The organism is Bacillus sp. 11B20 (assembly GCF_056098985.1).
Genome location: NZ_JBLZWZ010000005.1, coordinates 93,322 through 119,133 on the forward strand (window position 1 = coordinate 93,322; position 25,812 = coordinate 119,133).

Genomic DNA, 25,812 nt, shown 5'->3' on the forward strand with positions numbered 1-25,812 from the left:
TAAGCGACTTTGGTCTATGGAGGGAAAAGAGTGTCACACGTGAGTACGAAGGATAAAATCATTCAAACGGCAGCACTTCTTTTACGTAAACAGGGATACCATGCGACAGGATTGAATCAAATTATCAGAGAGAGCGGCACACCTAAAGGCTCTCTTTATTATTACTTTCCAAATGGAAAAGAAGAGCTGGCCATTGCATCTGTTGAATACATTAGTCAAAAGGTCATCAATCAAATTGAAGAAGGCTTTGCTTATTCGGATGATCCGTATATTGCCATCGATCGTTTTATGACAAACATCATTCGAGGATTTATGGAGAAAGAAAGTGAAAGAGGGATTCCAATTGTCTTGCTGGCGGCAGAGTCAAAGCCGGAAAACACGCAGCTCCATGTTGCATGCAAACAAGAAATGATCCGCTGGCAGGAGCTTGTAAAAGAAAAGCTAATGAACAGCGGGTATGAAGAAAACAAAGCGGATGAGCTGGCTTCTCTCCTTCACTCAATGGTAATCGGTGGTCTATCGATGACGACTGCACTCAAACAAACGACCCCTTTAGAACACGTAAAAAGTTACCTTAGACACTTATTTATGCGAGAAGAGTAAAATCTCTCGCATATTGTCTATCTATTATATCAATTGGTCTATATAATATAGATAGTCAATTCGTCATGAGGAGTGATGGGATGTCGGAGCAACCGCAATCGATCAAGCAATCCGAAGGTACCTCTTTTTATACCATGTCTGGTTCAGGAAAACTGTATGGGCTGGAGAATCAGCTTGTTCAAATGCTGGCAGAAGCAAATCAAACGAATCAGCTGTTTGAGCTTGCCTTAATCACAGGTGGGAAAGGAGCTTATTTCCCGCTGCACTGTCATGAGCACTTATTTGAAACCATTTTTGTGCTGGAAGGAAAGCTTGAAGTGATGCTGGACGGTAAAAAATACATGGTAACTGCCTTTGATTATATTCATATCCCGCCCAAAACGATTCATGGCTACAGAATGCATAGTCATAAAACAAGATTTATTTCATATACGCTGGGCGGAAAAATGACAGATGTCTATCAGCAAATTGGGAAGAGGCTTTTTCAGAATGAATGCTCTATGATGAATCATGCTTTCGATGCAGCCAGTTTTCAGCAGGCTGAAAAAGAAAGCGATATCATCCTGATGCATGGAATCAGAGAACTGTCCAATACAACGAGGCCCTCCGTTTTATTTCATAGTCAGCTCCCTCAAAAGGTGCAGCCTTATGTATTAGAGGCTGGTGAAGGGAAGCAATACATCATTGATGGTCAGATTCATGAGCTGATTGCAACAGTAGAAACAACAGGGGGCGGATTTAGTCATTTTGTGATTGAAGGAGCGAAGGAGAAATATTTCCCGCCGCATTATCATCAAGTTCATACTGAAGCGCTCTATTGTGTTGAAGGGAAAATGAACCTTCATTTGAATGGAGAAGATATTTGCTTGATGCCGGGTGACTTTGCCTATATCCCGCCTGATACGATTCACTCTTATGAATTTATGTCTCATTCAAATAAAATGTTGGTTTTGCTGCTACCAGGAGAAATTGAGCAGGTGTATGAGCAGTTTGAAGAATCTCCAAGACAAAGTATATGTCCCTATTTTATTCAAGAAGGGAATTTCATGTTCAATCGGGAGACTTCAACTCAATATGATTTGTTTTTTGTCGAAAAGGAATAAGTGTGTAACGCGTTACACAACATTATGAGTCTGTCGAAACAATCGACAGGCTTTTTTTGTTTTTTGCCTCCTCCACATAAATTTCTCATTCGATGAATGAAGCATTCATTCAAGGTGAAGCTATGTAAAGATGACTTGAGCTAAAGGAGGAAATGCATGTGAGAGCCGTTACTTATCAAGGGAAAAATAGCATTGCAGTGAAAAAAGTAGATGCACCGTCGATTCAAGATCGAGAAGATGTGATTATACGGATAACATCGACATCAATTTGTGGATCAGATTTACATTTGTATCAGGGGAATTTCCCGCTTCCAATCGGCTATGTGATTGGGCATGAACCAATGGGGATTGTGGAGGAAGTTGGCCCGGATGTCACAGCCGTAAAAAAGGGAGACCGTGTCGTCATTCCATTTACCGTTGCATGTGGTAAATGCCAATATTGCGATCATCACTTAGAAAGCCAATGCGACAACTCAAACCCGCACTACGACTCGGGTGGACTTTTTGGCTATAGTGAGAAATATGGGAATTATCCCGGAGGACAGGCAGAGTATTTACGCGTACCTTTTGGAAATTACACCCCGTTTAAGATTCCAGAGGATTGTGAGCTGGAGGATGAACAATTGCTGTTCTTATCAGATGTCCTGCCAACCGCCTATTGGAGCGTAGAGCACGCAGGTGTGAAAAAAGGCGATACGGTCATCGTGCTAGGCTGCGGACCTGTTGGGTTAATGGCACAGCAATTTGCTTGGCAAAAAGGGGCGGAACGTGTGATAGCCGTCGATTACATCGATTACCGCCTGCGGCATGCAAAACGGATGAGCGGCGTGGAGGTTTTTGACTTTACAGAAGATCCCGACATGGGAGAAACGTTAAAGGAGCTCACCAAGGGCGGGGCCGATGTTGTGATTGATTGTGTGGGAATGGACGGTAAGAAGTCGCCGCTTGAAAAAATTGAGCAAAAGCTCAAGCTGCAAGGCGGAACGATCGGACCCATTCAAATTGCCACAAAAGCCGTTCGCAAGTGCGGAACAGTGCAGATGACGGGTGTGTACGGCGGCCTGTACAATATGTTCCCATTAGGTGCTTTTTTCGCAAGAAACGTCACCTTGAAAATGGGCCAAGCCCCTGCTCGAGGATACATGTCAAAGCTCTATCAAAAAGTGACAAGCGGTGAAATCGATCCAAGAGCCATTATCACACACAAATTGCCATTAGATGAAGCTGCTCATGCGTACCACATCTTCAATGACAAACAGGATGATTGTATAAAGGTCGTCTTAAAGCCATAAAAAGAAGGCTTAGGACGTATAGACAAACCTTCGCATTCGGTGCCAGGTCTGCGTACCGGTGCTCATGAATGTTCAATTCGCTCCGCTCCATTACTCATCCTTCCTAGGGCTGCAAAGGTTTTCGATCACTCTGAAAAGAAGACAAAGGGCTTTTAGCCCTTTGTCAAAAATCTAAAGGCTTAGGAGTATTCCTAAGCCTTTAATGTGTGCTCGTCCATCATTTTTTCGATTAATTCAAAAAATGTTTTTTTATCTTCCTCTGAAAGGTGGTTGAACAATTGATTCACAAGCAGCTGGCGATTGTCGATCATTTGTTTAGCAATTTGTTCACCCAATTCAGAGAGTTCAATCCACACAGTCCGGCGGTCATTATTATTTCGAGAGCGGATAATCAGCCCTTCGTCTTCTAAGTGATTGAGAGCGGTTGTTGTTGCAGAGGGAGATAATGAAACTTCCTGAAGAATATTTTTCACAGTACATGATTGATGGCGGTAGATGATACGTAAAATAAATCCTTTAACATTCGTGACGTTTTTCGGAATATTTTCTTCATCTAATTGTTTCGTCGCCTTTAAATACTTTGTCAGTGCATGGTCTAACAAACTTGCCTCTAGCTCGAAATGTTGCATTCTCCATACCTCTTTTCCTATTGCATTCGCATTTTCCGATCAATTACTAGGTCTATCTTATCATAATAATCATCATGATTTAAACCAAAATGGAAGACGGCTATAAAATTACCTATATTATCAATTAATAAAAGGAACAATTCCAAAATGAAATGATTTTACTTTCAGCTGTTTTTATTTTAGAATGTGAATGAGATAAAATCTGCCAACCCAATTCGCTGGAAATTGGCTATTGGAAATCAAACGTTTGGAGATGAAGATATTGAATACTTTACAGGCATTACTAAACGACAGAATGGAACGCTCTTCACAAATTGAGGCGGTAACTGGCGGAGGTGTGTCTTATACATTTGAAGAATATGCAAAACGCATCGACCAGCTCGCTCATTACTTACATCAAAAAGGAATTCGAAAAGGCGATCGCGTTTGCTTTATTTGTCAAAACCATCATCACTTTTCAACGATTATGCTGGCAGCCATTAAAGCAGGTGCAGTCGCAGTTCCGCTTAGCTGGCAGCTTACTTCTTTTGAGCTGGAAGGGATTTTGAAAAAAGCAGAGCCAAAGGCTTTATTCTTTGACCGAGAATTCCGTGACATTATTGCTGCAGTGGATGTGTCTTTAGACAACTGTCTCATGGTAGAATCTGGTGTGAATGCGAAAACAACGCAGCTGTTTGAAGATATATTGGCTTCAAATGATGGCAGTGATCTTGCAGAAGAGGTATCAGAGGAGGATCTAGCGATGATCTTATTTACCTCTGGGACAACGGGTAATCCAAAAGGCTGTATGGTCGGACATGGACGAATCTATCAATTTTTAACAAGACGTGGGAATCGAGGATTTGACTTGAAAGGAAAGCGGTACTTAGCGAGTCACCCTCTGTATCATATGAGTTCAATTAATCACCTGATCGCCGCTGCGATTGAAGGGTATACGCTTGTTTTCTTACATGATGCAACACCGAAGCGCATTTTAGAAACAATTGAAAAAGAAAGAATTACGTTCATGATGGCTTTCCCTTCAGCTTATACGTACATGTTGGAAGAAATGAAGCGTGGTTCGTATGATCTTTCATCCTTTGAAATTGCGATTTCTGGCGGTACGAAGGTGCCGGTCCGTTTGATTAAGGACTACAAAGAAGCAGGCATTCAGATGATGCATGGCTATGGAAGCACGGAAGCATGGGTTGTCAGTGCGTGGCATCCTGCGATGGGCGAGGATAAAATGGGCTCTGCTGGTAAAGTGGATCCAGATGTAGAAGTGAAAATCGTTCATCCTGAGACAGAGGAAACACTGCCAGCTGGAGAAATTGGCGAAGTCGTCATGAGAAGTCCGTTTTATTTCTTAGGCTATTATCATCAGCCTGACGCAACTGCGAAGGTACTCAAAGATGGATGGTTCCATATGGGAGATGCAGGCTATCTAGACGAAGACGGTTTTCTATTTATCACAGGCAGATACAAAGATGTGATTTTATACGGCGGAGATAATATCTACCCTGATCAAGTAGAAGAGGTCATTGAACAAATTCCGGGTGTGATTGAATCAGCTGTCATCGGGGTGCCGGACGAATTATATGGAGAAGTACCAAGTGCATATATCATAAAAGACGAATCCGTAGATTTCTGCGAAGAAGATGTGGTGAACTATTGTCAGGAACGTTTGGCAGATTACAAAGTGCCATCCATTCATTTCATCAGTGAACTGCCAAAAAACAAGCTTGGTAAAATCATGAAGAAAGATTTACGTGAATTGGTTGTGAATGCTTAGTACCTATTCTGCTATAATGAAATTTGAATGATTTTTTGTTTTTCTAACGTTTTGGAGGGAAAGGGTTTGCGACATATTCTTCGTAAGAAACACATTCACGATTTGTTGGAACAGAGCAGACAGCAAAAGGTAAAGAAAACGCTGGGCGGGCTTGATCTCACGCTTCTTGGTATAGGGGCGGTGATTGGTACAGGGGTTATGGTATTAACTGGAATTACAGCAGCTAAGGATGCTGGACCGGCTGTCATTTTCTCTTTTGCAATTGCAGCCATTGTGTGCAGTTTGGCAGCACTTTGCTATGCAGAAATGGCGTCAGCGCTCCCTGTATTCGGCAGTGCATACATTTATTCATATACAACCATGGGCGAGCTTGTAGGCCATTTGATGGGCTGGACCTTATTATCTGTTTATATGCTGACAGCTTCAGCTGTCGCCAGCGGCTGGTCGAGTTATTTCAACAGCCTGCTTGAGGGATTTGGAATTTCGATTCCGCATCAATTCTTAGCGGGGCCGGAGCAAGGCGGATATATGAATCTGCCGGCGATTATCATTGCTTTACTGATTGCGTGGATCTTATCTAGAGGAACGAAGGAAAGTAAAAAATTTAATAATATCATGGTGTTTGTGAAACTCGGTATTATTGTTCTTTTCATTGTAGTAGGCGGCTTTTATGTACAGCCAGCCAATTGGCAGCCATTTATGCCGTTTGGCGCAGAAGGTGTCATTGCCGGTGCTGCTGCTGTATTTTTTGCCTTTTTAGGATTTGATGCGATATCTGCATCAGCAGAAGAGGTGAAAAATCCGCAGCGGAACCTGCCAATTGGGATCATAGGTTCATTACTTATTTGTACGGTCATTTACATTGTCGTTTGTTTGGTCATGACAGGCATGGTGCATTATACAAAGCTGAACGTTACAGAAGCTATGTCCTATGTCCTGCAAAGTGTACATCAAAATAGCGTGGCTGGTATTATTTCTGTTGGTGCGGTCATTGGATTGATGGCTGTGATTTTCGCCAATAATTATGCGGCAACTCGAATTGCCTATGCGATGGGCCGAGACGGACTTTTGCCTAAAGTGTTTTCAAAAACAAACAAAAGCGATACGCCTGTTGCTAGCATATGGATGATTGGCGGAATGACAGCTGTTATTTCAGGCTTTATTGATTTGAAGGATCTGTCCAACTTAGCGAATATCGGTGCGTTATTAACGTTTGCCATGGTCAGTTTATCTGTGCTTATTTTGAGAAAGACACATCAGCAGCTTGAGAGGGGCTTCAGGGTTCCTTTTGTGCCGGTTTTGCCGATTATATCAATGGGCTGCTGCTTGTTCCTTATGCTCAACTTACCAGGCCGGACATGGCTTTACTTTGGGGTTTGGCTGTTAATCGGTGTCGTCATGTACGCAGCGTATTCAAACAAACACAGTGAATTAGCGAAATCTTCATGAGAAAAAGGTGCAAATCCGTTGACGATTTGTGCCTTTTTTCATACGATTTGGGATAAGCTATAAACGAGATAATGGACGGAACAAGAGGAGGATGAGGGATATGATTAGTGTTAGTCCTTATATTGTTGTAGAAGATGTGAAAGAATCTCTTCAATATTATCAAGGGATTTTTGGTGGGGATATTCAAATCTTAAATGAACATCAAGACCGTGTCCTGCATGCTGAATTGCATCTTGGGGAATCGCTGCTTCATTTTTCAGATACGTTTGGACGCACGCCAAAGCCAGAGAATCTCAGATTGATCATGCAGTTTGACAATGAAGAAGAACTAAAGGCTGTCTATGAAGCACTGGAAGCTGATGGAGATGTACTGGTTGAATTACAGGATACCTTCTTTGGCGCACTTCACGGACAAGTACAGGACCGGAAAAACGGGTTAATCTGGGTTCTGAATTATATGAAATAGACTAAGACCTTCACCAGTGTGAAGGTTTTTTTGTGAGTGTTTTTATTTTCTGAAAAATGGAAAATATGCTATGTTGGAAGAATAAAAGGACAAGGAGAAGGGTGGCAAAGGAATGGAACAAATTGAGTTTCAATCAATCCAAACAAATGGTATAACACTTCATACAGCAATGGCTGGACCGGAAAATGGCCCGCTGCTTGTACTGCTCCACGGGTTTCCTGAGTTTTGGTACGGCTGGAAAAATCAAATCATCCCCTTGGCTAAGGCGGGCTATCGTGTTGTCGTTCCTGATCAAAGAGGCTACCACCTAAGTGACAAGCCAGAAGGAGTCGAATCCTACGTATTAGATAAATTGAGAGATGATATTGTGGGTTTGATCAAGACGCTGAGCCCGAACCAAAAGGCGATTGTCGGAGGACATGACTGGGGCGGGGCTGTTGCTTGGCATTTGGCTTCGACCCGTTCTCAATATGTCGAGAAATTAATCATTGTGAATATGCCGCATCCGCGGGTGATGATGAAGGTTCTTCCTTTTTATCCGCCGCAGTGGAAGAAAAGCTCTTATATCGCTTTTTTTCAGCTCCCAAATGTTCCAGAGGCAGCACTTCAAGAAAATCACTTTCAAAAGCTGGATGAAGCCATTGGGCTTACTGCAAGACCACATTTGTTCACGAAGGAAGATGTCTCAAGCTACAAGCTCGCTTGGACGCAGCCAGGCGCCTTGACCTCAATGCTGAATTGGTACCGAGCCATTAAAAAAGGCGGCTTTGAAAAGCCAATTTCAAAACGAATTCTCGTTCCTGTTCGCATGATCTGGGGGATGGAGGACAAATTTTTAAGCAGAAAGCTGGCGAAGGAAACGATTAAGATCTGTCCAAATGGCCAGCTGATCTTTGTCGATGATGCCTCTCATTGGATCAATCATGAAAAACCAGACGTCGTCAACAAACTCATACTCGAATTCTTGACATAAAGAAAAAAGCTCTGATCAGAGGACCAGAGCTTTTTTGATTTATCCGATTTGATTCTTTTTCAATGCAGCAGGTTCGTCGTCCCAGCATTCAATTTTCTCATTGTTTGGAACGGCATTTTTATAGAAAACAGGATCTTTGCCTTCTTTTTTCTGTCTCGTGTAATCCTTCAGTGCTGCGAAGGCGACCTTAGACAGCATGGTAATAGCGATGAGGTTGACGATGACCATGAGTCCCATAAAGAGATCGGCTAGACCCCAAACAAGAGGAACAGTGGCAACCGCACCGAACAGAACCATTCCAATAACGGCAATTCGATAGATGTTAAGCCAAATTTTGTTCGCTCCAAGGAATTCAATGTTCGTTTCCCCATAGTAATAGTTACCAATCAATGTACTAAACGCGAATAGGAAAATCATGATGGCAAGGAATCCAGATGCCCATGGTCCAATGTGCTGACTGAGAGAAGCCTGTGTTAATTCAATTCCTTGCAAATTTGTTGTTTTATACGCATCAGAAAACAGAACAAGGAAGGCTGTGCTTGTACAAATAATTAACGTATCTGTTAACACGCCGAATGCTTGGATTAATCCTTGTTTAACAGGGTGGCTCGTGACAGCCGTTGCTGCTGCGTTAGGTGCACTACCCATACCAGCTTCATTTGAGAAGAGACCGCGTTTAATCCCTTGTAATAAAGCACCGCCTAGCGTACCGCCAGCGAACTGTTCAAACCCGAAGGCGTGTTTCACAATCGTGCTGATGACACCAGGAAGTTCCGTGATATTTGTGACAATGACAAAGAACGCAATACCGATGTAAGCAACTGCAAGCACAACCACAATGTATTCAGAAGCCTTTGCAATCGCTTGGATGCCTTTGAAAATGATCGCTGCAAAAATGACTGCCATCACAATACCGACGGTTAAACGGTCTAAACCAAAGGAATTTTTAAAAGCGACAGTGATCGTATTGGATTGAACCGCGTTAAAGACGATTCCAAAAGAAATCGTGATCAGGATCGCAAATAAAATCCCCATCCAGCGCTTGTTTAACCCTTTTTCCATGTAATAAGCAGGTCCACCGCGGAAGCCTGTTTTGTCTTTTACTTTATATACTTGAGCTAGTGTACTTTCAACGAAACTTGAAGCAGATCCGATAATGGCTACGATCCACATCCAAAAGATGGCACCAGGGCCACCAATGGCAATAGCGATGGCAATCCCTGTGATATTCCCTGTCCCTACGCGTGCTGCCATACTGATGGCAAATGCTTGGAACGGTGATATTCCCTCTTTTTCTTTTCTTCCTTCTTTCAGGACACGCAGCATTTCTTTGATCATTCTCACTTGCAGGAAGCGTGTTCTATATGTGAAGTACACCCCAACACCAAGTAACAAAGCAATCACAATATAAGTCCAAATAAAATCATTTGTATGTGTTAAATAAGATAGCAAAGCTTTTTCGTTCATAACATCACCTCTTCGAATTCATCACTGTTCTTTTTAAAAAATACTGAGATCCCACTCTTTAGCGAGCTTTTTCAGCATCATGACGCCGGTAATACTATTTCCACAATCGTCAATGGCAGGACCGTAAATGCCAATACCACAGCCTGTCTGAAACGGGAACTCTCTTCTTGCGCTTGGCGGAACGCAAGCCATAATTCCTCCAGACACACCACTTTTGGCTGGAACGCCTACGAAAGCAGCAAAATTCCCAGACGCATTATACATGCCGCATGTCAGCATCAATGCCTTTGTTAGTCTGGCGATATCCTTTGGGATGACTTGGACTTGTTTAAAGGGATGGTAGCCATCACTTGATATAATCAGTCCAATCAAGGCGATGTCCTCTGTTGTGACCTCGATGGAACATTGCTTTAAATACACTTCTAACGTGTCCTCGACATCCGATTCTAAATAATTGGTTTCTTTTAAATAATAAGCAAGTGCCCGGTTGCGATGCGCAGTTGCCCATTCTGATTGATAAACCTCTTCATTAACAGAAGGACGCTTACCTATTAAGTTTTCGATTAAATCGAAAATATATGCTAGCTTTTCTGTAGAAGTCTTTCCGGGAAGGATGGAGGATACGGTAATAGCTCCAGCATTAATCATTGGATTAAAGGGCTTCCCTGGTTTATGCATCTCAAGACGGTAGATGGAATTAAATGCATCACCAGTTGGCTCTACATCTACCCGATCCAAGACGTAAGGTACGCCTCTTCCTAAACAGGCAGCTATAAAGCTGATGACTTTTGAGATACTTTGCAGGGTAAAGGGAACGTCCCAATCACCATATCGTACAGATGATCCATCTGGGCCTATCACGCTGATACCAAGTTGAGAGGAATTCACTTTTCCGAGTGCTGGAATGTAGCCAGCATTCTGCCCGTTCTTGTAATACGGACGTATTTCTTCTGCCCATTGATCAACAGAAGACTGGCATGCGTGTTGTGTATTATTAGAAATTGCTGTTTTCATACGATTCCTCCAATCAAAAATCAAAAAGTACCCTATTGAATTGGCGGATGACAAAAAATGCGATCAAATAGGCACGAAAACATGTTACACATCTTCAAAGAACTTGTCATGCGCTGCTTGCACCACTCCTTTACACCTAAATATATGTACAAATGAAGGCATTGTCGGTGGAAAAACAAAAAGGGTTTTTAGTGAAAATTAAGAAAACGCTTACATCTAGTTTCACTAAAATTATTCATTCAATTTATCTTGGAAACTACACAATCTGACGTAAATCTACAGAAAAACTTACAAATAAAAATCAGTCTGTCGACTTTTGTCTAAACAATTCCTATTATTGTCGTCAATGATCAAAACACTGAATAGCTGAAAGGTCACCTTGCTGCCCCGGAGAATAGTCATAAAAAAGGATTTTGGAGATAAAAAGAGCGGTGAAAATTATTTTTTTGCACATTGTGGAGAAAAGAGTCTCCTTGTATACTGTGGCTATGCAAACAGGGGAAGGGATGTCAGTCATTTGAGTTTAAATCAGCTTGTCAAAAAGGACGCATTCATTTTAATTTTTATGATGGTCATTGTGCCGCTTGCAGGAGAGCTGAAGTTTTATCCTGTGAATGAGACGTTTCGCATCAGCTTTGGTGCGCCTGCGTTTTTCTTTTGTTTATTACTCTTAAGAAAATCTAGACCGCTATTGCCAGGATTTTTAACAGGCGCAGCCATTGTGCTTTTTCGGGTAGGCCTAGATTTGGTTCAGCAGAATGCTGATCTGGCTTCATCATTTTATCAGCAATTCCCAAGCTTCTTTTTCTATTTCACTTATGCGTTCCTGTTTTTTGCCGTCCGTACGGGTCGCTTTAAACAGCGCTCTATTTTCATTGGGATCATCGGTCTGATGATCGAATTAGTTGCTGATTTTGTCGAGCTGTTTGTACAATTTCTAGTGTTTGATACAACGATGACTTTATCAAAGCTGAGCGATATGGTCCTCATTGCGTTTGCTCACAGCTTTGTGGTGATCAGTTTTTTTAATATGATGAAGCTGTATGAGGCGCAATCAAGAGAGAAGCAGATCATGAAACAAAATGAGCATATGATGATGGTCATTTCGAATTTATATGAAGAAACGGTGCACTTAAAGAAAACATTAAAACATACAGAGCATATTACGCAGGAATCATACCGGCTTTATCGTCTGCTGCATGAACACGAAGCAGGGAAAAAAGTGAGTCAGGAGCTGTTAAAGCTCGCAGGAGAAATTCATGAAGTGAAAAAGGACAATCAGCGCATTTATGCTGGGCTTTCAAAGCTGATTTCGAAGGAAAATATGCAAGATTACATGAAGGCGGAAGAGCTCGTTCAAATTGTGATCCGTATTCAAGAGAAGTATGCCCTATCTCTTGGGAAAAACATCTCCTTTACCTCTGATATAAGGGGTATTCATCTACATGATTATCATGTGTTTATTTTCTTATCGCTGATTAATAATTTAATGGCCAATGCAGTGGAAGCTATAAAGGATACCGGCATGATCTCACTCGAATTGAAAGGAAGTCATGATAAAATAGAGATTCGGATTGAAGATGATGGACCGGGGATTCCTAAAAAAATGAGAGAGATTGTGTTTGATCCAGGCTATACCTCCAAATTTGATGCATTTGGAACACCGTCTACTGGGATAGGCTTATCCTATGTGAAAGAGCTGGTTCAAGAGCTAGGCGGTCATATTCAAATCGAACCAAAAGAAACAAAAGGGACAGCTTTTCTGCTTGTCCTTCCTATACAAAATTTAATACAGAGAGGGTGAGTGTATGCGATTCTTCATTGCAGATGATGATCGTGCAATACGCTCGATTTTAGGTCAAATCATAGAGGATGAGGATTTGGGAGAGGTCGTAGATGAAGCGGGTGACGGAGTTGGATTAGAGGCACATTCACTGAACCTCAAGAAAGTAGACATCCTTTTGATTGATCTTTTAATGCCTGCTAGAGATGGCATTCAAACCATCCGCCATATTCACCCTGAATTCAAAGGCAAGGTCATTATGATTTCCCAAGTAGAGGCGAAAGAGATGATGGCAGAAGCCTATGAACTAGGGATTGAATATTATATCCATAAGCCTGTCAATCGAATTGAAATCGTCAGTGTGATTCGAAAAGTCATGGAGCGTATCAAACTGGAAAAATCGATTTACGATATACAAGCCTCCCTTCGCCACGTACTGCCATTAGAGCCTGTGTTTTCTCAAGGTGCCGGCGCTGGAGCGAAGAGAAGAACGATAAAAGAGGCTGGGGAATTCCTCTTATCTGAGCTCGGAATTGTCGGTGAGAACGGCTCTAAGGATTTACTGGAGATACTTCTCTATTTACATGAAACTCAGTCAGTCAATTCTCATGAGGTCAATTTCCCGCCGCTAAAGCAGCTGTTTATCAAAACCGCAGAAAGAAAGCTGGATCATGGTGCAACCGATGTAGAGGTGATGCGGGAAGTGAAAGCGGCGGAGCAGCGGATTAGACGAGCTATTCATCATTCCTTGAATCATTTTGCCTCACTAGGATTAACAGATTTCTCAAATCCTAAGTTTGAGCACTACGCGTCGAAGTTTTTCGATTTTACCGATGTCAGCCAAAGAATGAAAGAAATGCAGAAGACATCTTCTCCCGCAGGATCGACGGGCAGAGTCAATACAAAAAAATTCGTTCAAATCTTTTATTTTGAAGCAAAGCAGTTATTCGAAGAAATGAGCTGAGGAAAATCTGTTGGTATGATTGGAGAAAATAAACAGAGAAAGTCTGCTTTTCCTATGATCTGTCTTGATCTTCAGGTGTCTTTATCATTTAACTGATCATTCTGATTTTTCTTTTTTCTTGAAAATAAAACCCTCCTGTGCAATCGTTTGTTAAAATAGTGAGGTTAGACTAGAATGTCGGAGGTTTTATTTTGGGAAAAATTAAACGAAATGCGCTCTGCCCATGCGGAAGCGGAAAAAAATATAAACATTGCTGTGGTCAAAAATCAGGCGGAGAACAAACGTCTGAGCTTGTGTTTAAGGAAGCTGTACAAGTTCAAAAGGATTTAATGAATTATGCTTTTTCTAAACATCAAAGAGCGATCAATCAATTCATTAATGAGTTTTCTTTCCTTGCAGATATGGATAAAGAAACGCAACAAATCTCAGTTTTTCATTTGAGTGTATGGGGCATCTTCTTCCGTCCATTAACTGATCAGAAAGAAACCATTTTCCAAGAATTCCTGACAAAGAAAGCAGAAGATATTACCCGTCCGAAAACAAGACAAGTGGTCCAATCTTGGACAGACATGGAACCATCTTTGCTTTTATTAAATGAAAAAACGGACGAGTCTCTTTACTTTGAAGATATGGTAACAGCTGAGAAGGTTGAAGTAGATGTAAAACCGGATCAAACGGTACTGCCTGAAAAGGGAAGTCTCGTGCTTGGTTTTCCTGTTCAATTTGAAGAAAAAGCAGAGTTTTTCATTCAGTATACGATGTTTGCGAAAGAGTTCACAGATACTCTTCTTCTTCAGGTCCGCCAGCTTGTTGACTCATATGAAGCAAATGGAGGAGCGCGCAGCACATTTATGAGAGAATCATTCCCTGATGTGCTGAAGTGTATGTTTGCGAAGCAAGAAGTAGAAGAATCAGAAACACCTGCTCAAACAGAAGGCGATGCAGGTCTATCAGCAGATCGTATGGACTGGGCAAGTGACGTCCAGCTGGAAACAGCTAAGCTGATTGAAGACGGAATGAAGGAGCACGGTGACCAAAGCCTGACAGATGGTGCTTTAACGGTTTGGAAAGCCTACTGTGATCAGAAATCACCTGTGATCCGTAAAGCAGCGTCATTTGCTGCAGGAATCGAATACTATATTCATTCACTTGCAAGCGATGCTCCGCTTTCTCAAGCACAAGTAGCGAAGAAGTATGGCATTAGTGCGTCGACTGTATCGAGCCGTTTTAAAGATATCGAAAAAGCGGTGAAAGAAGAGCAAGAAGCGACAGTATAATCTAAAAAAGACGCGGCATCTTAAGAGGCCAGCGTCTTTTTTTTAGATTATCTTGTTTTAATAAAACCACTCATGTACTGCTCTGTATTATAATCGTTTAGGTCGATTTTCCATTGACCATCCCCATTACGTTTCATTTTCACTTCATATTCAGCTGGGCTGGAGACGGGAGGGAGCTTTTCGAATTCAGATGCGTACATGTTTAAGCTTTTTTTATACAATTCTTCTTTAGAACGGATTTTCCCGTTGTAAAACTCGTCTCTTTGTTTGTCTAGCTTGTCTTTTAAGTTAGAAGCATCAATGCCTGTTACTTGAGCGACAACCTTTGCTTCGTCATCAGAGATGGTTTTTACACTTGTTTCTACTTTGGCTTTATCCTTCATAGTGTTTTGAATGCGTTTGTACATCGACAAAATATCACGGTCACTCACTTCATTACCGTATATTCCTGCACTTCTTTTGAAGTCTTTAACAAACATTTCATGGTATTTATTGACGACATCCGATTGGTTGTCACCCGTTAAATCTGCGAATTGATCGTTCTTTTTGTCAAAAACAATAATATCGGTATATGCTGATAACGCTTTTGCTGGGTTATCCAGCTTTTTTGCTGAATCGAGTATTTTGTTTCCATCTAGATCGATTTGGATGGAATCACTGTTTTTCTTGATGCTGTCCTGATACACGAACTGATATTTTTTCCCTTTGTCTACTAGGAAATATAGAGCTCCTGAAAGTGACTTGCCTTTGTTCAGTGAACCAAGGTCAAGACGGTCTTTACTGCCGTAGAATTTTAAATCAGATACTTTGGCATCGTCCTGATAAAGGGAGAAGTCAGAGTTATATAATGAAAGGGCTTTGTCACCTTTGTTTGTGATCGTTAGGTTGACTTTTAGTACCAATTCATTGTCTCTCAGGGTAGTTGTTGAGTCTTCTGGTAACGTATATTCGTAGCTATTGACTTTTACCTCTGCTGTTTTCGTTGACTTTTGGTCAGTGTCTGTTGATTTGGCTGAGCTCTGGCAGGCTGCAGAGATGATCATCACGAATGAAATCATGAGGAGGGCACTTATTTTTTTAAAATTCACAGTTGATGCTCCTTTGCTTTTCTTTCGTCATTTCATTCCCGCTATCTGACTATGAAAAAAGAAACAGATAGAATGGTATATTCGGGTGTTAAAGGGGAAAATATCCTAATGACGATTTGCACTATTCATTCTATCGAAATTCATTCATGATGAGGAATAGGTTTTAGTCCCTATTTTTAATAGTTTTTAACACAATTACCTATAAAATAAGGAATTAAATAAGTATAATATACTGGTTAATAAGTATTGATTTATAGATTTATTTTGGGTTTTAAATGTTTTTTGTATAAAAATCTTGAAATAAAGGTAGTTTTTATTTGACGAGGCGGTGCCGGATGGCGAAGACGACAGCCTGTGTGCGGTCTTGTGCATTGAGCTTTTGTAATATACGGTGCACATGCGTTTTTACCGTACTTTTGCTGATAAATAATTGATCAGCGATGTCTTCATTCTTTAAGCCATAGGCCATTTGCTGTAAAACATCACGTTCACGTTCTGTAAATGATTCGTGAAGTAGATGAGTGTGATGTGTATCATTTGCCTGCTGAAGAGCTCGGGCCATCATGTGCTCAGAGGCTGCCGTTCGAAAGACAGATTCACCAGCAAAGGCGGTGCGGATGGCCTGAATTAATTCCTCAGGCATTGTATCCTTCAGCAAATAACCGACTGCCCCTGCACGAATCCCGTCAAAGACGTATTCTTCCGTATCAAAGGTCGTGAGAATCACAATTTTTACATCTGGGTGCTTTTTTAAAATGTGCTCTGTTGCCGTGATGCCATCCATTCCAGGCATTTGTACATCCATGAGCAGTACGTCGGGTTTGTTGGTCAAGCAAAGCTCAACCGCCTCCTGACCGTCTGACGCCTCCCATATGACGTCAATATCCTCTTGAGCGCTTGCAATATAACGAAATCCTTGGCGGATCAGCGGCTGATCATCAATAATGCCAATCTTAATAGGGGTTGTCATGTCTCAGAGTCCTCCTTGATAGGAATTTGAACATGGATACAAAAGCCGTGCGGCTCGCGTATGGACGTCTTGAGGGAACCGCCTGCTGCGTCACACCGTGCCTTCATGCCTGACAGACCAAATCCAAATGAAATATCTTTTTCGCTGGTCAAATTTCCATCGTCTTCAATGTTCATCATCAGCTCATGCTGGTGGTTATAGAGTGTAATGGTCATCGCGGTCGCCTTGGCATGGCGAATTGTATTGGTGATCGCTTCTTGTAAAATGCGGTAAAGCAGTTCAGATACGGAGAGCGGCCATTTTTTATACGTAAGCTGCTCTGTATGAAACTGAATATCTAGCTCTCCTGATATCTCTCCTTGCTTGATGAGACTGCGAAGTCCGGCAAGTCCGAGACCTGCATCATCTGACGCCATATGATGAACCACAGAACGAACTTCGGTGAGACAATTTTTAGAAATATTGATCAGCTCCTGAAACGTCTGCGCCATCTGCTCTGGTTCTTCCTGTTTTAAACGATAGGGCAAAGACTGCAGCTGGACAATCATTGAGGTTAATTGGTGACCGATGCTGTCATGCAGGTCACGTGCAATTCTGCTCCGCTCCTCCAGCACAGCAAATTGGAGTGACTGAACGGTCGCTTCTTCAAGCTCTATATGCGCCTTTTTTAATTGTTCATGGGCATCTGATAATTCCTTGTGAACCAATTGCAGTTCTCCGAAGTGTTCTTCCTTTAATTCCTGTTCACGCCGCCGCATTCTAGAGATCAAGACAAGTGTATACACAAGCAGCTGGAATAGCGGGAGAGTGATCACCATGTTCCAAGAAAAATCATTTACATAATAACTGACCCCACTAGTGAAAAAGATGATAGCAAATAGATAGGGATGATGCGCCTCTGAAAAACGAAAAGCGATAAAGCCAATCATAAAAAAGGTCAGCCCAATACTGTCTTGAATCTGACCTGTCACCATCCACAAGAGATGTGTCAGAATCCACATCGAGAGGAGCATAGAAATTTGCTTTTTAGGTGACAGCTTGCTTTTTGGAAAAAGACAAAGGAGAAACACTAAATAGACGAAGGTGCGAAACACCAATTCGCCTATTGAAAGGGGCTCATACATTTGAATATACATATAGGTCAATACAAGGCCTAATACGAATTTTCGCCTTATTTGACCTAAAAGCTTGAGTGGCTGCTGAAGGTTCATATCAAAAACTCCTGTCTGTCAGTTAAATAGCAGCAGATGCCTTGATGTTCATATATCTTTTTAAAAGAATAAAACGTAATCCGATCATACTGCCAATTGGAAGGAATGTCAGGCCATTTGCGAAAATGATCAGGGAATGACCGCCATCCTGTACAACTGAACCTACTGTCATCCGGATAAGAATGATTCCGATGAAAAAAAGTGTTCCATAGAGTGAGCTGGCGGCGGTGATACGTCCCGACTGTTGATCATATGTTACTTTGTATAGTTTACCTCTCCAAAGCCCGATTGCAAAACCTGCGAATGCAAAGCCAGTCATCACAAGCAGGCTCATCGCCGTGATTTCAATATGCTGGGTAAAGGAATAAGAGAGAGTGCCTAATAAAATGAGCGGCCCTATGAGAAGCCTGAAGGGGCGGATTTCTTTTTCCTTGCCTGTTCTTAAAAGCAGAATAATGATAATGATGACAATTTGAATGGTCATAACAAGATCTCCTTTTCGCTTTAGTCTATCTTCATCATACGCATCTACTATTTTCTCGGCGTCCACCTGCAGGTTGATTTTCAGAGAGCGGGATACTTGAATGTTGGAATTGATTCATGGGAAAATAAGGATGATTACGTAGATAAGGGAGATGAGCTTTTGAAAAAGGTAACGCTTGGACGAACTGAATTACAGGTGAATCCGATAGGGCTTGGTACGAATGCAGTAGGTGGACATAATTTATTCCCGAATCTTAGTGAGGATGCTGGACGGGAGCTTGTGGAGACGGCTCTTGATCAAGGTGTCAATTTCTTAGATTCTGCTTTTATTTATGGGCTGGGCCGTTCAGAGGAATTAATCGGTGAGATCATTGCCAAAAGAGGCGGCAGAGAAAAGCTTGTCCTTGCGACAAAAGGAGCTCATAAGGAAGTAAACGGGCAAATTGAACTTGATAACAGTCGTGATTTCTTAAGAGAGCAGGTCGAAAATAGCCTGAAACGACTTCAAACAGATTATATTGACTTGTACTATATGCATTTCCCGGATGGGCGAACGCCGCTCGAGGAAGTAGCAGGCACATTAAAGGAATTGAAGGATGAAGGGAAAATCAAGGCGATCGGTGCATCCAACCTTGATTTTGAACAGCTTCAAGCCTTTAACCGAGATGGCTACTTAGACGTGCTTCAGTCGGAGTATTCTCTGCTGAAACGTCAGGCGGAGCAGGATCTTCTTCCATACTGCGTCGAGCATGGTATTTCCTTTATTCCTTATTTCCCATTGGCATCAGGCTTGTTGACTGGCAAATTTACAAAGGATGCCACATTTGATGATATTCGAGCAAAAGACCCACTTTTCCAAGGTGATGCATTCCTTTCAAATCTCGAAAAAGTAGACAAGCTGCAGGCGATTGCCCAATCAAAGAATGCAGAAACGGCACACGTCGCACTCGCTTGGCTCTTAGCTCAGGATGGTATTGATGCTATTATTCCAGGGGCAAAACGAGCAGACCAAGTGCTGCAAAATTTAAAAACAAACGATGTTCAACTAACTGAAGAGGAAATTAATCAAATCGACAAGATTTTTTCTTAACACGAAAAAAAGGTGCAGCTATGCACCTTTTTTTTATGACATTGTAAGAGGGATTTTGATGACGAGCCGTAAATTTGGAGAACGGTAAGTGAAATCCAGTGTACCGTCTGCCTTTTCAACAAGCTGATGAATGATATACGTCCCCATGCCTTGATGATCGCCGCCTTTTGTCGAGCGGCCAAAAGTTTTGAATAAATGATCTAACACATGTTTTTCCATACCCTTTGTGCTGTTTTCACAATGGATTAAAAATAGCCCGCTCCGAATAGAGGTTGTGACCGAAATGCTGCCCTCTTTTCCAGCTTTCTTTGCTTCAATCGCTGCATCTAGGGCATTATCAAGCAGGTTGCCAGTAAAACTAACCTGATCCGCCTTTGAAAAGGGAAGCGATGAAAAGGGAGCTTGAAGGTCTAGTGAAAGTGCAATGTTCTCTTTCTCAGCCCGCTCCAAAAAGATGTGAAGGGTAGAGGCTAAATATGCATTTTCTCCTTTCATCCATGGGAAATGTTTGACGTATTGCTGAATCAAATCTTTAATCTCATACTCGTCGTTCGACGCCGAAAAGGCATTTAAATGTCTGGCTGTTTCATGATGTTTACTCCGCAGCTCAAGAAGTAATTCGTTGGTTCTAGCTTCTGCGTTTATAAGCTCTTGAAGCCGTCCATTTAACTGTTTCTCTGTCTGCATCACCTTCAATGAGAGGATATCGACTGTCACCATCATGATGATTGCTAAAAGACAGCTTAGCCCATTCTCTTGCGTTAGAAACAGCAAAAAGCCTGCACAGGTGATGAGTATAAAAGCACCTAATATCACATAACCACTCGTATGAGGTAAAAATCTTTTGTACATGAAGAATGTATAAACACATATTACGCAAAAGGTAAGAATCCACAACACAATTGATGATAGCGGTAGAAAGGCTTCAGCAGCTGCATGAAACGCAAGACCTAGCCATATGAGGGCATAAATGCGAAATCCAAGATAGAAAGCGTTCACGTTCGTTCTCCTTAAAAATAGTATTTCTTAAAGAATTCTAATTGCTGCTTGGTCATCATGGCTTTTTTATCTGTCCCTTCAAAAGACACGATAAACGAATTTTTAGCATACGCCGAGAAATTCTTAATGTAATGAATATTGATGATAAACGATCGATGGGAGCGGATAAAATCCTTTTCAGCCAAATCACCCTTTAACTCGTTTAAAGTTTGATATGTCTGGATTTCTCCTGTCGTTGTCACGATAGTTGTTGACCGGCCCGTTCGCTCAACAAAAATGACATCCTTTTTCTGCAGCACATGAATATCTGACTGCTGCTTAATGAGAAGCCGTCCATGAATGCTTTTCTCCTGCTTGGTGGACATATAGCGCTCTAAGCATTTGGCAATTCGATCAGCTTGGTAGGGCTTCATAATATAATCATGTACATTCAAATCAAACGCATGGACTGCATAACCACTGTTTCCTGTCACAAAGACCACATCGACATTCAGTGCGTGAGAGTGAATGAGGTCCGCTAATTCATAGCCGGACATTCCAGGCATTTCAATGTCAGCGAACAACAGATCAATGTCTCCTTGTTTGACCTTCTCATATGCATCCTCTGCTGACTGCGTGACAAAGACAATGTCCACAGCCTCCATTCTGCCCACAATGGCGTGCAGCTTTTCTAAATCTACTCGGTAATCATCGACGAGACCTACTTTTATCATAAAAATCACCTATGACTCTTCTTATTATTTGTCTATTTTACCATTTGTTTTTTTGAAATAGATCATTTCAAGACAGAAAAAGGACGTTTCGCGACATTTTTATATCAGGCAGGCATTATTTTTTCTATCATAGACTTAGAAAGTAAAGTTGAAAGGGGCGAACCAAATGATTACTCTCAGCGATTGCAGCTGCTGGTTTAAAGATAAGAAAAAAGTCGTGAAAGCGATGAAACACATGACGTTCTCCGTGAAGGAAGGGGAAGTCGTTGGCATCCTAGGAGAAAATGGTGCAGGAAAAACGACATTATTGCGCGCCGTAGCCACATTATTAGAGCCTACGCACGGGTCAGTCACTGTCGCAGGCTTTGATACGGTGAAAGAATCAACGGAAGTGAAAAAGCGAATTGGTGTCTTGTTTGGCGGTGAGACGGGGCTTTACGATCGTTTGACGGCACGAGAAAACCTTGAATACTTTGGCAAATTGTATGGCTTAGATCAGCATGAAATCAAAGCAAGAATAGAGGATTTGGCAAAGCGTTTTGGAATGAGACAATATATGGATCGCAAGGTGAAAGGATTCTCAAGAGGGATGAAACAAAAGGTGGCGATTGCCAGAACGTTAATTCATGATCCTGACATTATCTTATTTGATGAGCCGACAACAGGCTTAGATATCACGTCGAGTAATATTTTCAGAGATTTTATCCATCAGCTCAAGCAGCAAAACAAAACGATCCTCTTTTCAAGCCACATCATGGAAGAAGTCAGCCAGCTTTGTGACAGTGTCATGATGATTCATCAAGGAGAGCTTGTGTACAAAGGGACACTTTCAGAATTATATACTCAGGAACAAAGTGATGACTTGAACTATATCTTTATGTCGAAGCTCGCTAGGGGGATTTCATAATGTGGAAAACCGTCTTTTTGAAAGAAATGACAGATGCGCTGAGAGATCGAAAAACGTTGCTCTTAACCGTGCTGATTCCTCTTTTGACCATGCTTGGACTGGTGTTCTTTTATGAAAGCATGATTGCAGATCCAGGGGATGAAGCCTATACAGTCGCCATCAATGAACAGCTTCCAGCCGAAATGAACCAAATGATCAAAGAGGTCAAAAACCTAAACCTTGAAACATTTGATGATCCGCAGCAAGCGGTCAAGGATGGAGAGGCAAATGCTTACCTTGAAATGCCGAAAGAGGCAGGCGATATGCTCAAACAACAAAAGCCATTCGCTATTAAAATCCATGGATATACGACAGATGATGATTCGGTCATCACTGTTCAAATGCTGCAATCATTGCTGGAGCAATATCAAAACCAAGTGGTCGAAAAGCGATTAGCAGCCGATCAAATCGATGCGTCCGTTATTCATCCGTTTGAGGTGCAGTCCGTTGATGTAGAAGAAGGGGATGAAGGGGAAAACGGAGTGACCGCTATGCTGTTGTCGATTCTCCTTCCGATGATTTTGGTGACCTCCGTCATCTCAGGAGCTTTGCCGGCTGCGCTTGATATTGTAGCAGGTGAAAAAGACCGGAAATCCATTGAAGCGTTGTTCCTGACACCTGCCAGCAGACTCCAGATTCTCATCGGGAAATGGCTCGCTGTCTCTATGTTTGGTATTTTAAGTGGGATTGTGGCGATCGGTATGCTGCTTTTATCCACTTTGCTCTTTACAGAAAAGCTGAAGCAGGCTCTAAACTTTGGTGATCAAATGTGGAGCATTATCGGCGTCATGTTTGCGGCGTTAATCATCTTCTCCTTCATGGTATCCATGATCGAATTGCTGCTCAGCGTCATTTCGGGCTCAGTCAAAGAAGCACAGTCGTACATGTCCATGATCATTACACTAGGTGTGATCCCAATGTTCTTTACCATGAGAGCAGGTGCTACGCAGCTAGATACGTATTACTTTGCGGTCCCATTCCTTAATATTCATGCGCTGTGTAAGCAACTGATGTTTGGTATCATCGATCCGGTGGCTGTCACTCTGACACTCGGCTCCTCAGCCTTGGCAGTCGTTATCCTGTTTGTCATCGTCAGAAGCTTGTTTATGAAAGAAAAATGGATGCTTGCGAAATAAAGAAAGGAAAACTTGTAGATTTTTTCTACAAGTTTTTTTATATTCGGAGATTCATATAAAAAGGCTGGGGAAAGAATTGTTATGGCATAATGGAAGAGGAAATGACATAATCATCCTATTTTTACTAAAGAGGGGAGGTGGAGATATGTCTTATCAAACAGATGACGATGATGTGTTAGGACTATGTAATATATATGCTCAGCAAACACACCATTTTGAAGCCTTTATTTTGGGAAATAGGAAAGGCTTATTAGAACTAAGAAATGCAATAGACAAGGCTTTAGAAACCGGTTGTTCTACTGCAGCGTTATTCCCTTCTGATTATGAAGGATATGATGTCTATGTTGCTTTAGTAGACGAGGAGCAAAGGTTTAAAAAATTAACGACTCCTTATGTAGAGGAATACGCACAAGAGGAAAATGCGGTTGATCCAATTGAGATCATTAAAGAATATGAAGCTGAAAAGGGGAATTCCTTATAAAGAGATTCCCCTGCTTGTGAACTCGTTTGCTAGTGAATCAAATGTCTATGGATTTGGCTTGTCATTGGGTTTTGTCCAGTACTTGATGTCTTCCAATGCTCTTTCAATGTCATCCATATCGTCAATTCCTAAAGTACTATCAAATTTCGAAGATAGTATCTTTCGTACTTTAGCGAGTCTTTGAGTGACCTCCCACTCATCTATAAATCGTGTGGTTTCTGTTTCATATTCTCCTCTATATGCTTCCTCACCATACTGATGAAATTTTTCACCATAATAAGTACCCATGTTATGCAAAGACAAAAGAATCAAATTCATTTCTTTTAATACCTCTAACATTTCATCACCCGTGTAGGTGATGTTTTGATTAGACTTTAGCATTGACTCCCACCCTTAAAATAAGAAATGTTGATATACGCCGCAACCAATACGCTTGTGCTCATCATATTAAAAAAACCCCCGGGATCGGGGGTTTCAGCGTGTAGACAAACCCTCGCATTCTTTGTCAGTTCTGCGCTCCGGTGCTCACGAATGTCAAATTCGCTCCGCTCCGGTGCTCGCCCTTCCTAGACTGCAAAGGTTTTCTATCACGCTGAAAAGAGGACAAAGGGCTAAAATAAAGATCATTTTAGCCCTTTGTCAACAATCTGAAACCCCCGGAATCGGGGGTTTTTCTTTAGTTCTTGATGAATTTTTCAACTAATGAGCTTGTTTTGTAATCGTTCAAATCAAGTTTCCATTGGTCGATATCGTTTTTCTTCATGTTCACTTCTACTGTTTCTTCAGAAGATGATGGTCCTAATTTTTTAAATTCATCTGGATAGATAGAAAGTAGATATTTCTGTGCATCATCATAAGATGCTGAACGGTTTTTGCTGTAGAACTCAGTCGCTTTCTCTTTCAAACGATCGACAAGCGGACTTGCATCGATTGGTGTAAGAGTTACAGTCACGACAGCTTTATCACCACTGATCGCTTTTGTTTTTGTTGATACTTTTGATTTTTCAGCTAATGTTTCTTTTACTGCTTTTAAAAGCTTATCAAGGTTTTCGTCCTTCGCTGAGCTAGAAGAAATACCTGATGAAGTGATATAACCTTGTTTGAATGATTTATCGAATTCATTCACAACAGTTGATTTGTTATCACCTGTTAGTTTTTCGAAATCGTCGTTTTTCTTACCAAAAATCATCACATCAATATAAGAAGAAAGAGCTTTTGCAGATGCTTGTAGTGTATCTGCTTTTTTCATTAAGTCTTTTCCTTTAATATCGAATTCTAGTGTTTTGTCATCTTTTTTCGATCCACTGCCTGGCTCTGTGTAAACAAGCTGATAGTCTTTGTCTTTGTCAACAACAAAGAATAGACCGCCTTTTGTTACTTTGTCTGCATTTAAAGAGCTTGAAGATAATACTTCGTTGTAGTCATCTGGAGAGATCGTAGATACCTGTGCGTCATCTTGGTAAAGTGTGAAGTTGCTTTTATCAACATTGAGAGGCTCTTTGCTGATATTTTTTACAGATACATTCACTTTTAGTACATACTGATCATCCTGTACAGATGTATCGTATTGAGGTGGTAATGTGTACTCAGCACTTTCTACCTTTACTTCTGCTGCATCAAGAGATTTTTTGGTATCGTTTTCTTTCGCAGCTGTTTTGTCTTTACCACCACTACAAGCGGCAGCGACAACAGTTACACACAAGATCAGAAGAAACAGGGATAATTTCTTTTTAAACATGTCGTGTTTTCCTCCTCGGGTTTATGGTGAATTTCATTGAAAAGCTGTAGTTCATATCGTTCTTTTTGCACAAAAAGAAAAATACTGTATGTTTTTTACTGTAGAATGAAGCGAAAGTACTGTCAATACCTCAGTGCGTTTCCGAGGTTGATTGGCTTCAAGTAGT

At 41.4% G+C, this 25,812-nt stretch carries 25 protein-coding genes; 14 read left to right on the forward strand and 11 right to left on the reverse strand.

Annotated elements, in window-relative coordinates; genetic code table 11:
- Positions 1-30: 30 nt before the first annotated feature.
- The 3 genes from ACN6NB_RS01325 to ACN6NB_RS01335 all read left to right on the forward strand — a co-directional run bounded on the left by ACN6NB_RS01325 (position 31) and on the right by ACN6NB_RS01335 (position 2,998).
- Positions 31-603 carry a TetR/AcrR family transcriptional regulator gene (locus tag ACN6NB_RS01325; RefSeq protein ID WP_231730800.1) on the forward strand — a complete coding sequence of 191 codons (573 nt, stop codon included), beginning with the start codon at positions 31-33 and terminating at the stop codon, positions 601-603.
- Positions 604-683: 80 nt separating this feature from the next.
- Positions 684-1,706 carry a quercetin 2,3-dioxygenase gene (locus ACN6NB_RS01330; RefSeq protein ID WP_058837254.1) on the forward strand — a complete coding sequence of 341 codons (1,023 nt, stop codon included), beginning with the start codon at positions 684-686 and terminating at the stop codon, positions 1,704-1,706.
- 158 nt (positions 1,707-1,864) lie between these two features.
- Positions 1,865-2,998, forward strand: a complete 1,134-nt coding sequence (locus tag ACN6NB_RS01335; protein ID WP_047203435.1) for a zinc-dependent alcohol dehydrogenase — start codon at positions 1,865-1,867, stop codon at positions 2,996-2,998.
- Positions 2,999-3,189: 191 nt separating this feature from the next.
- Here ACN6NB_RS01335 and ACN6NB_RS01340 read toward each other — a convergent pair whose 3' ends face one another.
- Positions 3,190-3,627 carry a MarR family winged helix-turn-helix transcriptional regulator gene (locus tag ACN6NB_RS01340; RefSeq protein WP_039176203.1) on the reverse strand — a complete coding sequence of 146 codons (438 nt, stop codon included), beginning with the start codon at positions 3,625-3,627 and terminating at the stop codon, positions 3,190-3,192.
- 262 nt (positions 3,628-3,889) lie between these two features.
- Here ACN6NB_RS01340 and ACN6NB_RS01345 point away from each other — a divergent pair, with 262 nt between their 5' ends.
- The 4 genes from ACN6NB_RS01345 to ACN6NB_RS01360 all read left to right on the forward strand — a co-directional run bounded on the left by ACN6NB_RS01345 (position 3,890) and on the right by ACN6NB_RS01360 (position 8,286).
- Entirely contained in the window at positions 3,890-5,398 is a 1,509-nt protein-coding gene (locus ACN6NB_RS01345) for a class I adenylate-forming enzyme family protein (protein WP_144491691.1), read from the forward strand.
- A 66-nt stretch (positions 5,399-5,464) separates the two neighbouring features.
- Positions 5,465-6,847: an amino acid permease gene (locus ACN6NB_RS01350; protein ID WP_039176209.1), complete on the forward strand. Its 1,383-nt coding sequence runs from the start codon at positions 5,465-5,467 to the stop codon at positions 6,845-6,847.
- Positions 6,848-6,947: 100 nt separating this feature from the next.
- Positions 6,948-7,313 carry a VOC family protein gene (locus ACN6NB_RS01355; RefSeq protein ID WP_025092526.1) on the forward strand — a complete coding sequence of 122 codons (366 nt, stop codon included), beginning with the start codon at positions 6,948-6,950 and terminating at the stop codon, positions 7,311-7,313.
- Positions 7,314-7,425: 112 nt separating this feature from the next.
- A complete protein-coding gene (locus ACN6NB_RS01360; RefSeq protein ID WP_228280334.1) occupies positions 7,426-8,286 on the forward strand; it encodes an alpha/beta fold hydrolase in 861 nt (286 codons plus the stop codon).
- A gap of 39 nt (positions 8,287-8,325) precedes the next feature.
- Here ACN6NB_RS01360 and ACN6NB_RS01365 read toward each other — a convergent pair whose 3' ends face one another.
- Together ACN6NB_RS01365 and ACN6NB_RS01370 are read right to left on the reverse strand one after the other, a co-directional pair.
- Positions 8,326-9,753 carry an alanine/glycine:cation symporter family protein gene (locus ACN6NB_RS01365; RefSeq protein WP_024427211.1) on the reverse strand — a complete coding sequence of 476 codons (1,428 nt, stop codon included), beginning with the start codon at positions 9,751-9,753 and terminating at the stop codon, positions 8,326-8,328.
- A 33-nt stretch (positions 9,754-9,786) separates the two neighbouring features.
- The gene (locus ACN6NB_RS01370) at positions 9,787-10,767 is read right to left on the reverse strand and encodes a glutaminase (RefSeq protein WP_008342152.1); all 981 of its coding nucleotides are present in this window, start codon (positions 10,765-10,767) and stop codon (positions 9,787-9,789) included.
- A 517-nt stretch (positions 10,768-11,284) separates the two neighbouring features.
- Here ACN6NB_RS01370 and ACN6NB_RS01375 point away from each other — a divergent pair.
- The 3 genes from ACN6NB_RS01375 to ACN6NB_RS01385 all read left to right on the forward strand — a co-directional run bounded on the left by ACN6NB_RS01375 (position 11,285) and on the right by ACN6NB_RS01385 (position 14,791).
- Complete coding sequence (locus ACN6NB_RS01375; RefSeq protein WP_126682150.1) at positions 11,285-12,571, forward strand: ATP-binding protein; 1,287 nt, start codon at positions 11,285-11,287, stop codon at positions 12,569-12,571.
- A 4-nt stretch (positions 12,572-12,575) separates the two neighbouring features.
- On the forward strand, positions 12,576-13,514 hold the full coding sequence (locus ACN6NB_RS01380; protein ID WP_474253190.1) for a response regulator: 939 nt from the start codon (positions 12,576-12,578) through the stop codon (positions 13,512-13,514).
- A 191-nt stretch (positions 13,515-13,705) separates the two neighbouring features.
- The gene (locus ACN6NB_RS01385) at positions 13,706-14,791 is read left to right on the forward strand and encodes an SEC-C metal-binding domain-containing protein (RefSeq protein ID WP_474253191.1); all 1,086 of its coding nucleotides are present in this window, start codon (positions 13,706-13,708) and stop codon (positions 14,789-14,791) included.
- A gap of 47 nt (positions 14,792-14,838) precedes the next feature.
- Here the strand turns inward: ACN6NB_RS01385 and ACN6NB_RS01390 are convergent, their stop codons facing one another.
- The 4 genes from ACN6NB_RS01390 to ACN6NB_RS01405 form a co-directional block, all read right to left on the reverse strand.
- The gene (locus tag ACN6NB_RS01390) at positions 14,839-15,879 is read right to left on the reverse strand and encodes a DUF4352 domain-containing protein (protein WP_144491694.1); all 1,041 of its coding nucleotides are present in this window, start codon (positions 15,877-15,879) and stop codon (positions 14,839-14,841) included.
- Positions 15,880-16,192: 313 nt separating this feature from the next.
- Positions 16,193-16,849 (reverse strand): response regulator, encoded by a 657-nt coding sequence (locus tag ACN6NB_RS01395; protein WP_474253192.1) that lies wholly within the window; start codon positions 16,847-16,849, stop codon positions 16,193-16,195.
- Positions 16,846-18,060 (reverse strand): sensor histidine kinase, encoded by a 1,215-nt coding sequence (locus ACN6NB_RS01400; protein ID WP_474253193.1) that lies wholly within the window; start codon positions 18,058-18,060, stop codon positions 16,846-16,848. Before ACN6NB_RS01400 ends, ACN6NB_RS01395 begins: the two co-directional genes overlap by 4 nt.
- Before the next feature lie 22 nt (positions 18,061-18,082).
- Positions 18,083-18,544, reverse strand: a complete 462-nt coding sequence (locus ACN6NB_RS01405) for a DUF1453 domain-containing protein (protein ID WP_228280332.1) — start codon at positions 18,542-18,544, stop codon at positions 18,083-18,085.
- 159 nt (positions 18,545-18,703) lie between these two features.
- Here ACN6NB_RS01405 and ACN6NB_RS01410 point away from each other — a divergent pair, with 159 nt between their 5' ends.
- Positions 18,704-19,633 carry an aldo/keto reductase gene (locus tag ACN6NB_RS01410; RefSeq protein ID WP_039182964.1) on the forward strand — a complete coding sequence of 310 codons (930 nt, stop codon included), beginning with the start codon at positions 18,704-18,706 and terminating at the stop codon, positions 19,631-19,633.
- A 33-nt stretch (positions 19,634-19,666) separates the two neighbouring features.
- On the opposite strand, the gene ACN6NB_RS01415 is transcribed toward ACN6NB_RS01410, so the two are convergent.
- A complete protein-coding gene (locus ACN6NB_RS01415) occupies positions 19,667-20,632 on the reverse strand; it encodes a sensor histidine kinase (RefSeq protein ID WP_058837263.1) in 966 nt (321 codons plus the stop codon).
- An 11-nt stretch (positions 20,633-20,643) separates the two neighbouring features.
- Complete coding sequence (locus tag ACN6NB_RS01420) at positions 20,644-21,345, reverse strand: LytR/AlgR family response regulator transcription factor (RefSeq protein ID WP_039176235.1); 702 nt, start codon at positions 21,343-21,345, stop codon at positions 20,644-20,646.
- A gap of 166 nt (positions 21,346-21,511) precedes the next feature.
- Here ACN6NB_RS01420 and ACN6NB_RS01425 point away from each other — a divergent pair, with 166 nt between their 5' ends.
- The 3 genes from ACN6NB_RS01425 to ACN6NB_RS01435 all read left to right on the forward strand — a co-directional run bounded on the left by ACN6NB_RS01425 (position 21,512) and on the right by ACN6NB_RS01435 (position 23,908).
- The gene (locus ACN6NB_RS01425) at positions 21,512-22,252 is read left to right on the forward strand and encodes an ATP-binding cassette domain-containing protein (RefSeq protein WP_039176238.1); all 741 of its coding nucleotides are present in this window, start codon (positions 21,512-21,514) and stop codon (positions 22,250-22,252) included.
- Positions 22,252-23,427: an ABC transporter permease gene (locus tag ACN6NB_RS01430; RefSeq protein WP_474253194.1), complete on the forward strand. Its 1,176-nt coding sequence runs from the start codon at positions 22,252-22,254 to the stop codon at positions 23,425-23,427. The genes ACN6NB_RS01425 and ACN6NB_RS01430 overlap by 1 nt, the downstream gene beginning before the upstream one ends.
- A gap of 145 nt (positions 23,428-23,572) precedes the next feature.
- The gene (locus tag ACN6NB_RS01435; protein ID WP_144490689.1) at positions 23,573-23,908 is read left to right on the forward strand and encodes a hypothetical protein; all 336 of its coding nucleotides are present in this window, start codon (positions 23,573-23,575) and stop codon (positions 23,906-23,908) included.
- Positions 23,909-23,953: 45 nt separating this feature from the next.
- Here ACN6NB_RS01435 and ACN6NB_RS01440 read toward each other — a convergent pair whose 3' ends face one another.
- Both ACN6NB_RS01440 and ACN6NB_RS01445 read right to left on the reverse strand, forming a co-directional pair.
- Positions 23,954-24,289, reverse strand: a complete 336-nt coding sequence (locus ACN6NB_RS01440) for a hypothetical protein (protein WP_144490690.1) — start codon at positions 24,287-24,289, stop codon at positions 23,954-23,956.
- A gap of 295 nt (positions 24,290-24,584) precedes the next feature.
- Positions 24,585-25,646, reverse strand: coding sequence for a DUF4352 domain-containing protein (locus tag ACN6NB_RS01445; RefSeq protein ID WP_039176247.1), 1,062 nt, complete (start codon positions 25,644-25,646; stop codon positions 24,585-24,587).
- Positions 25,647-25,812: the final 166 nt, after the last annotated feature.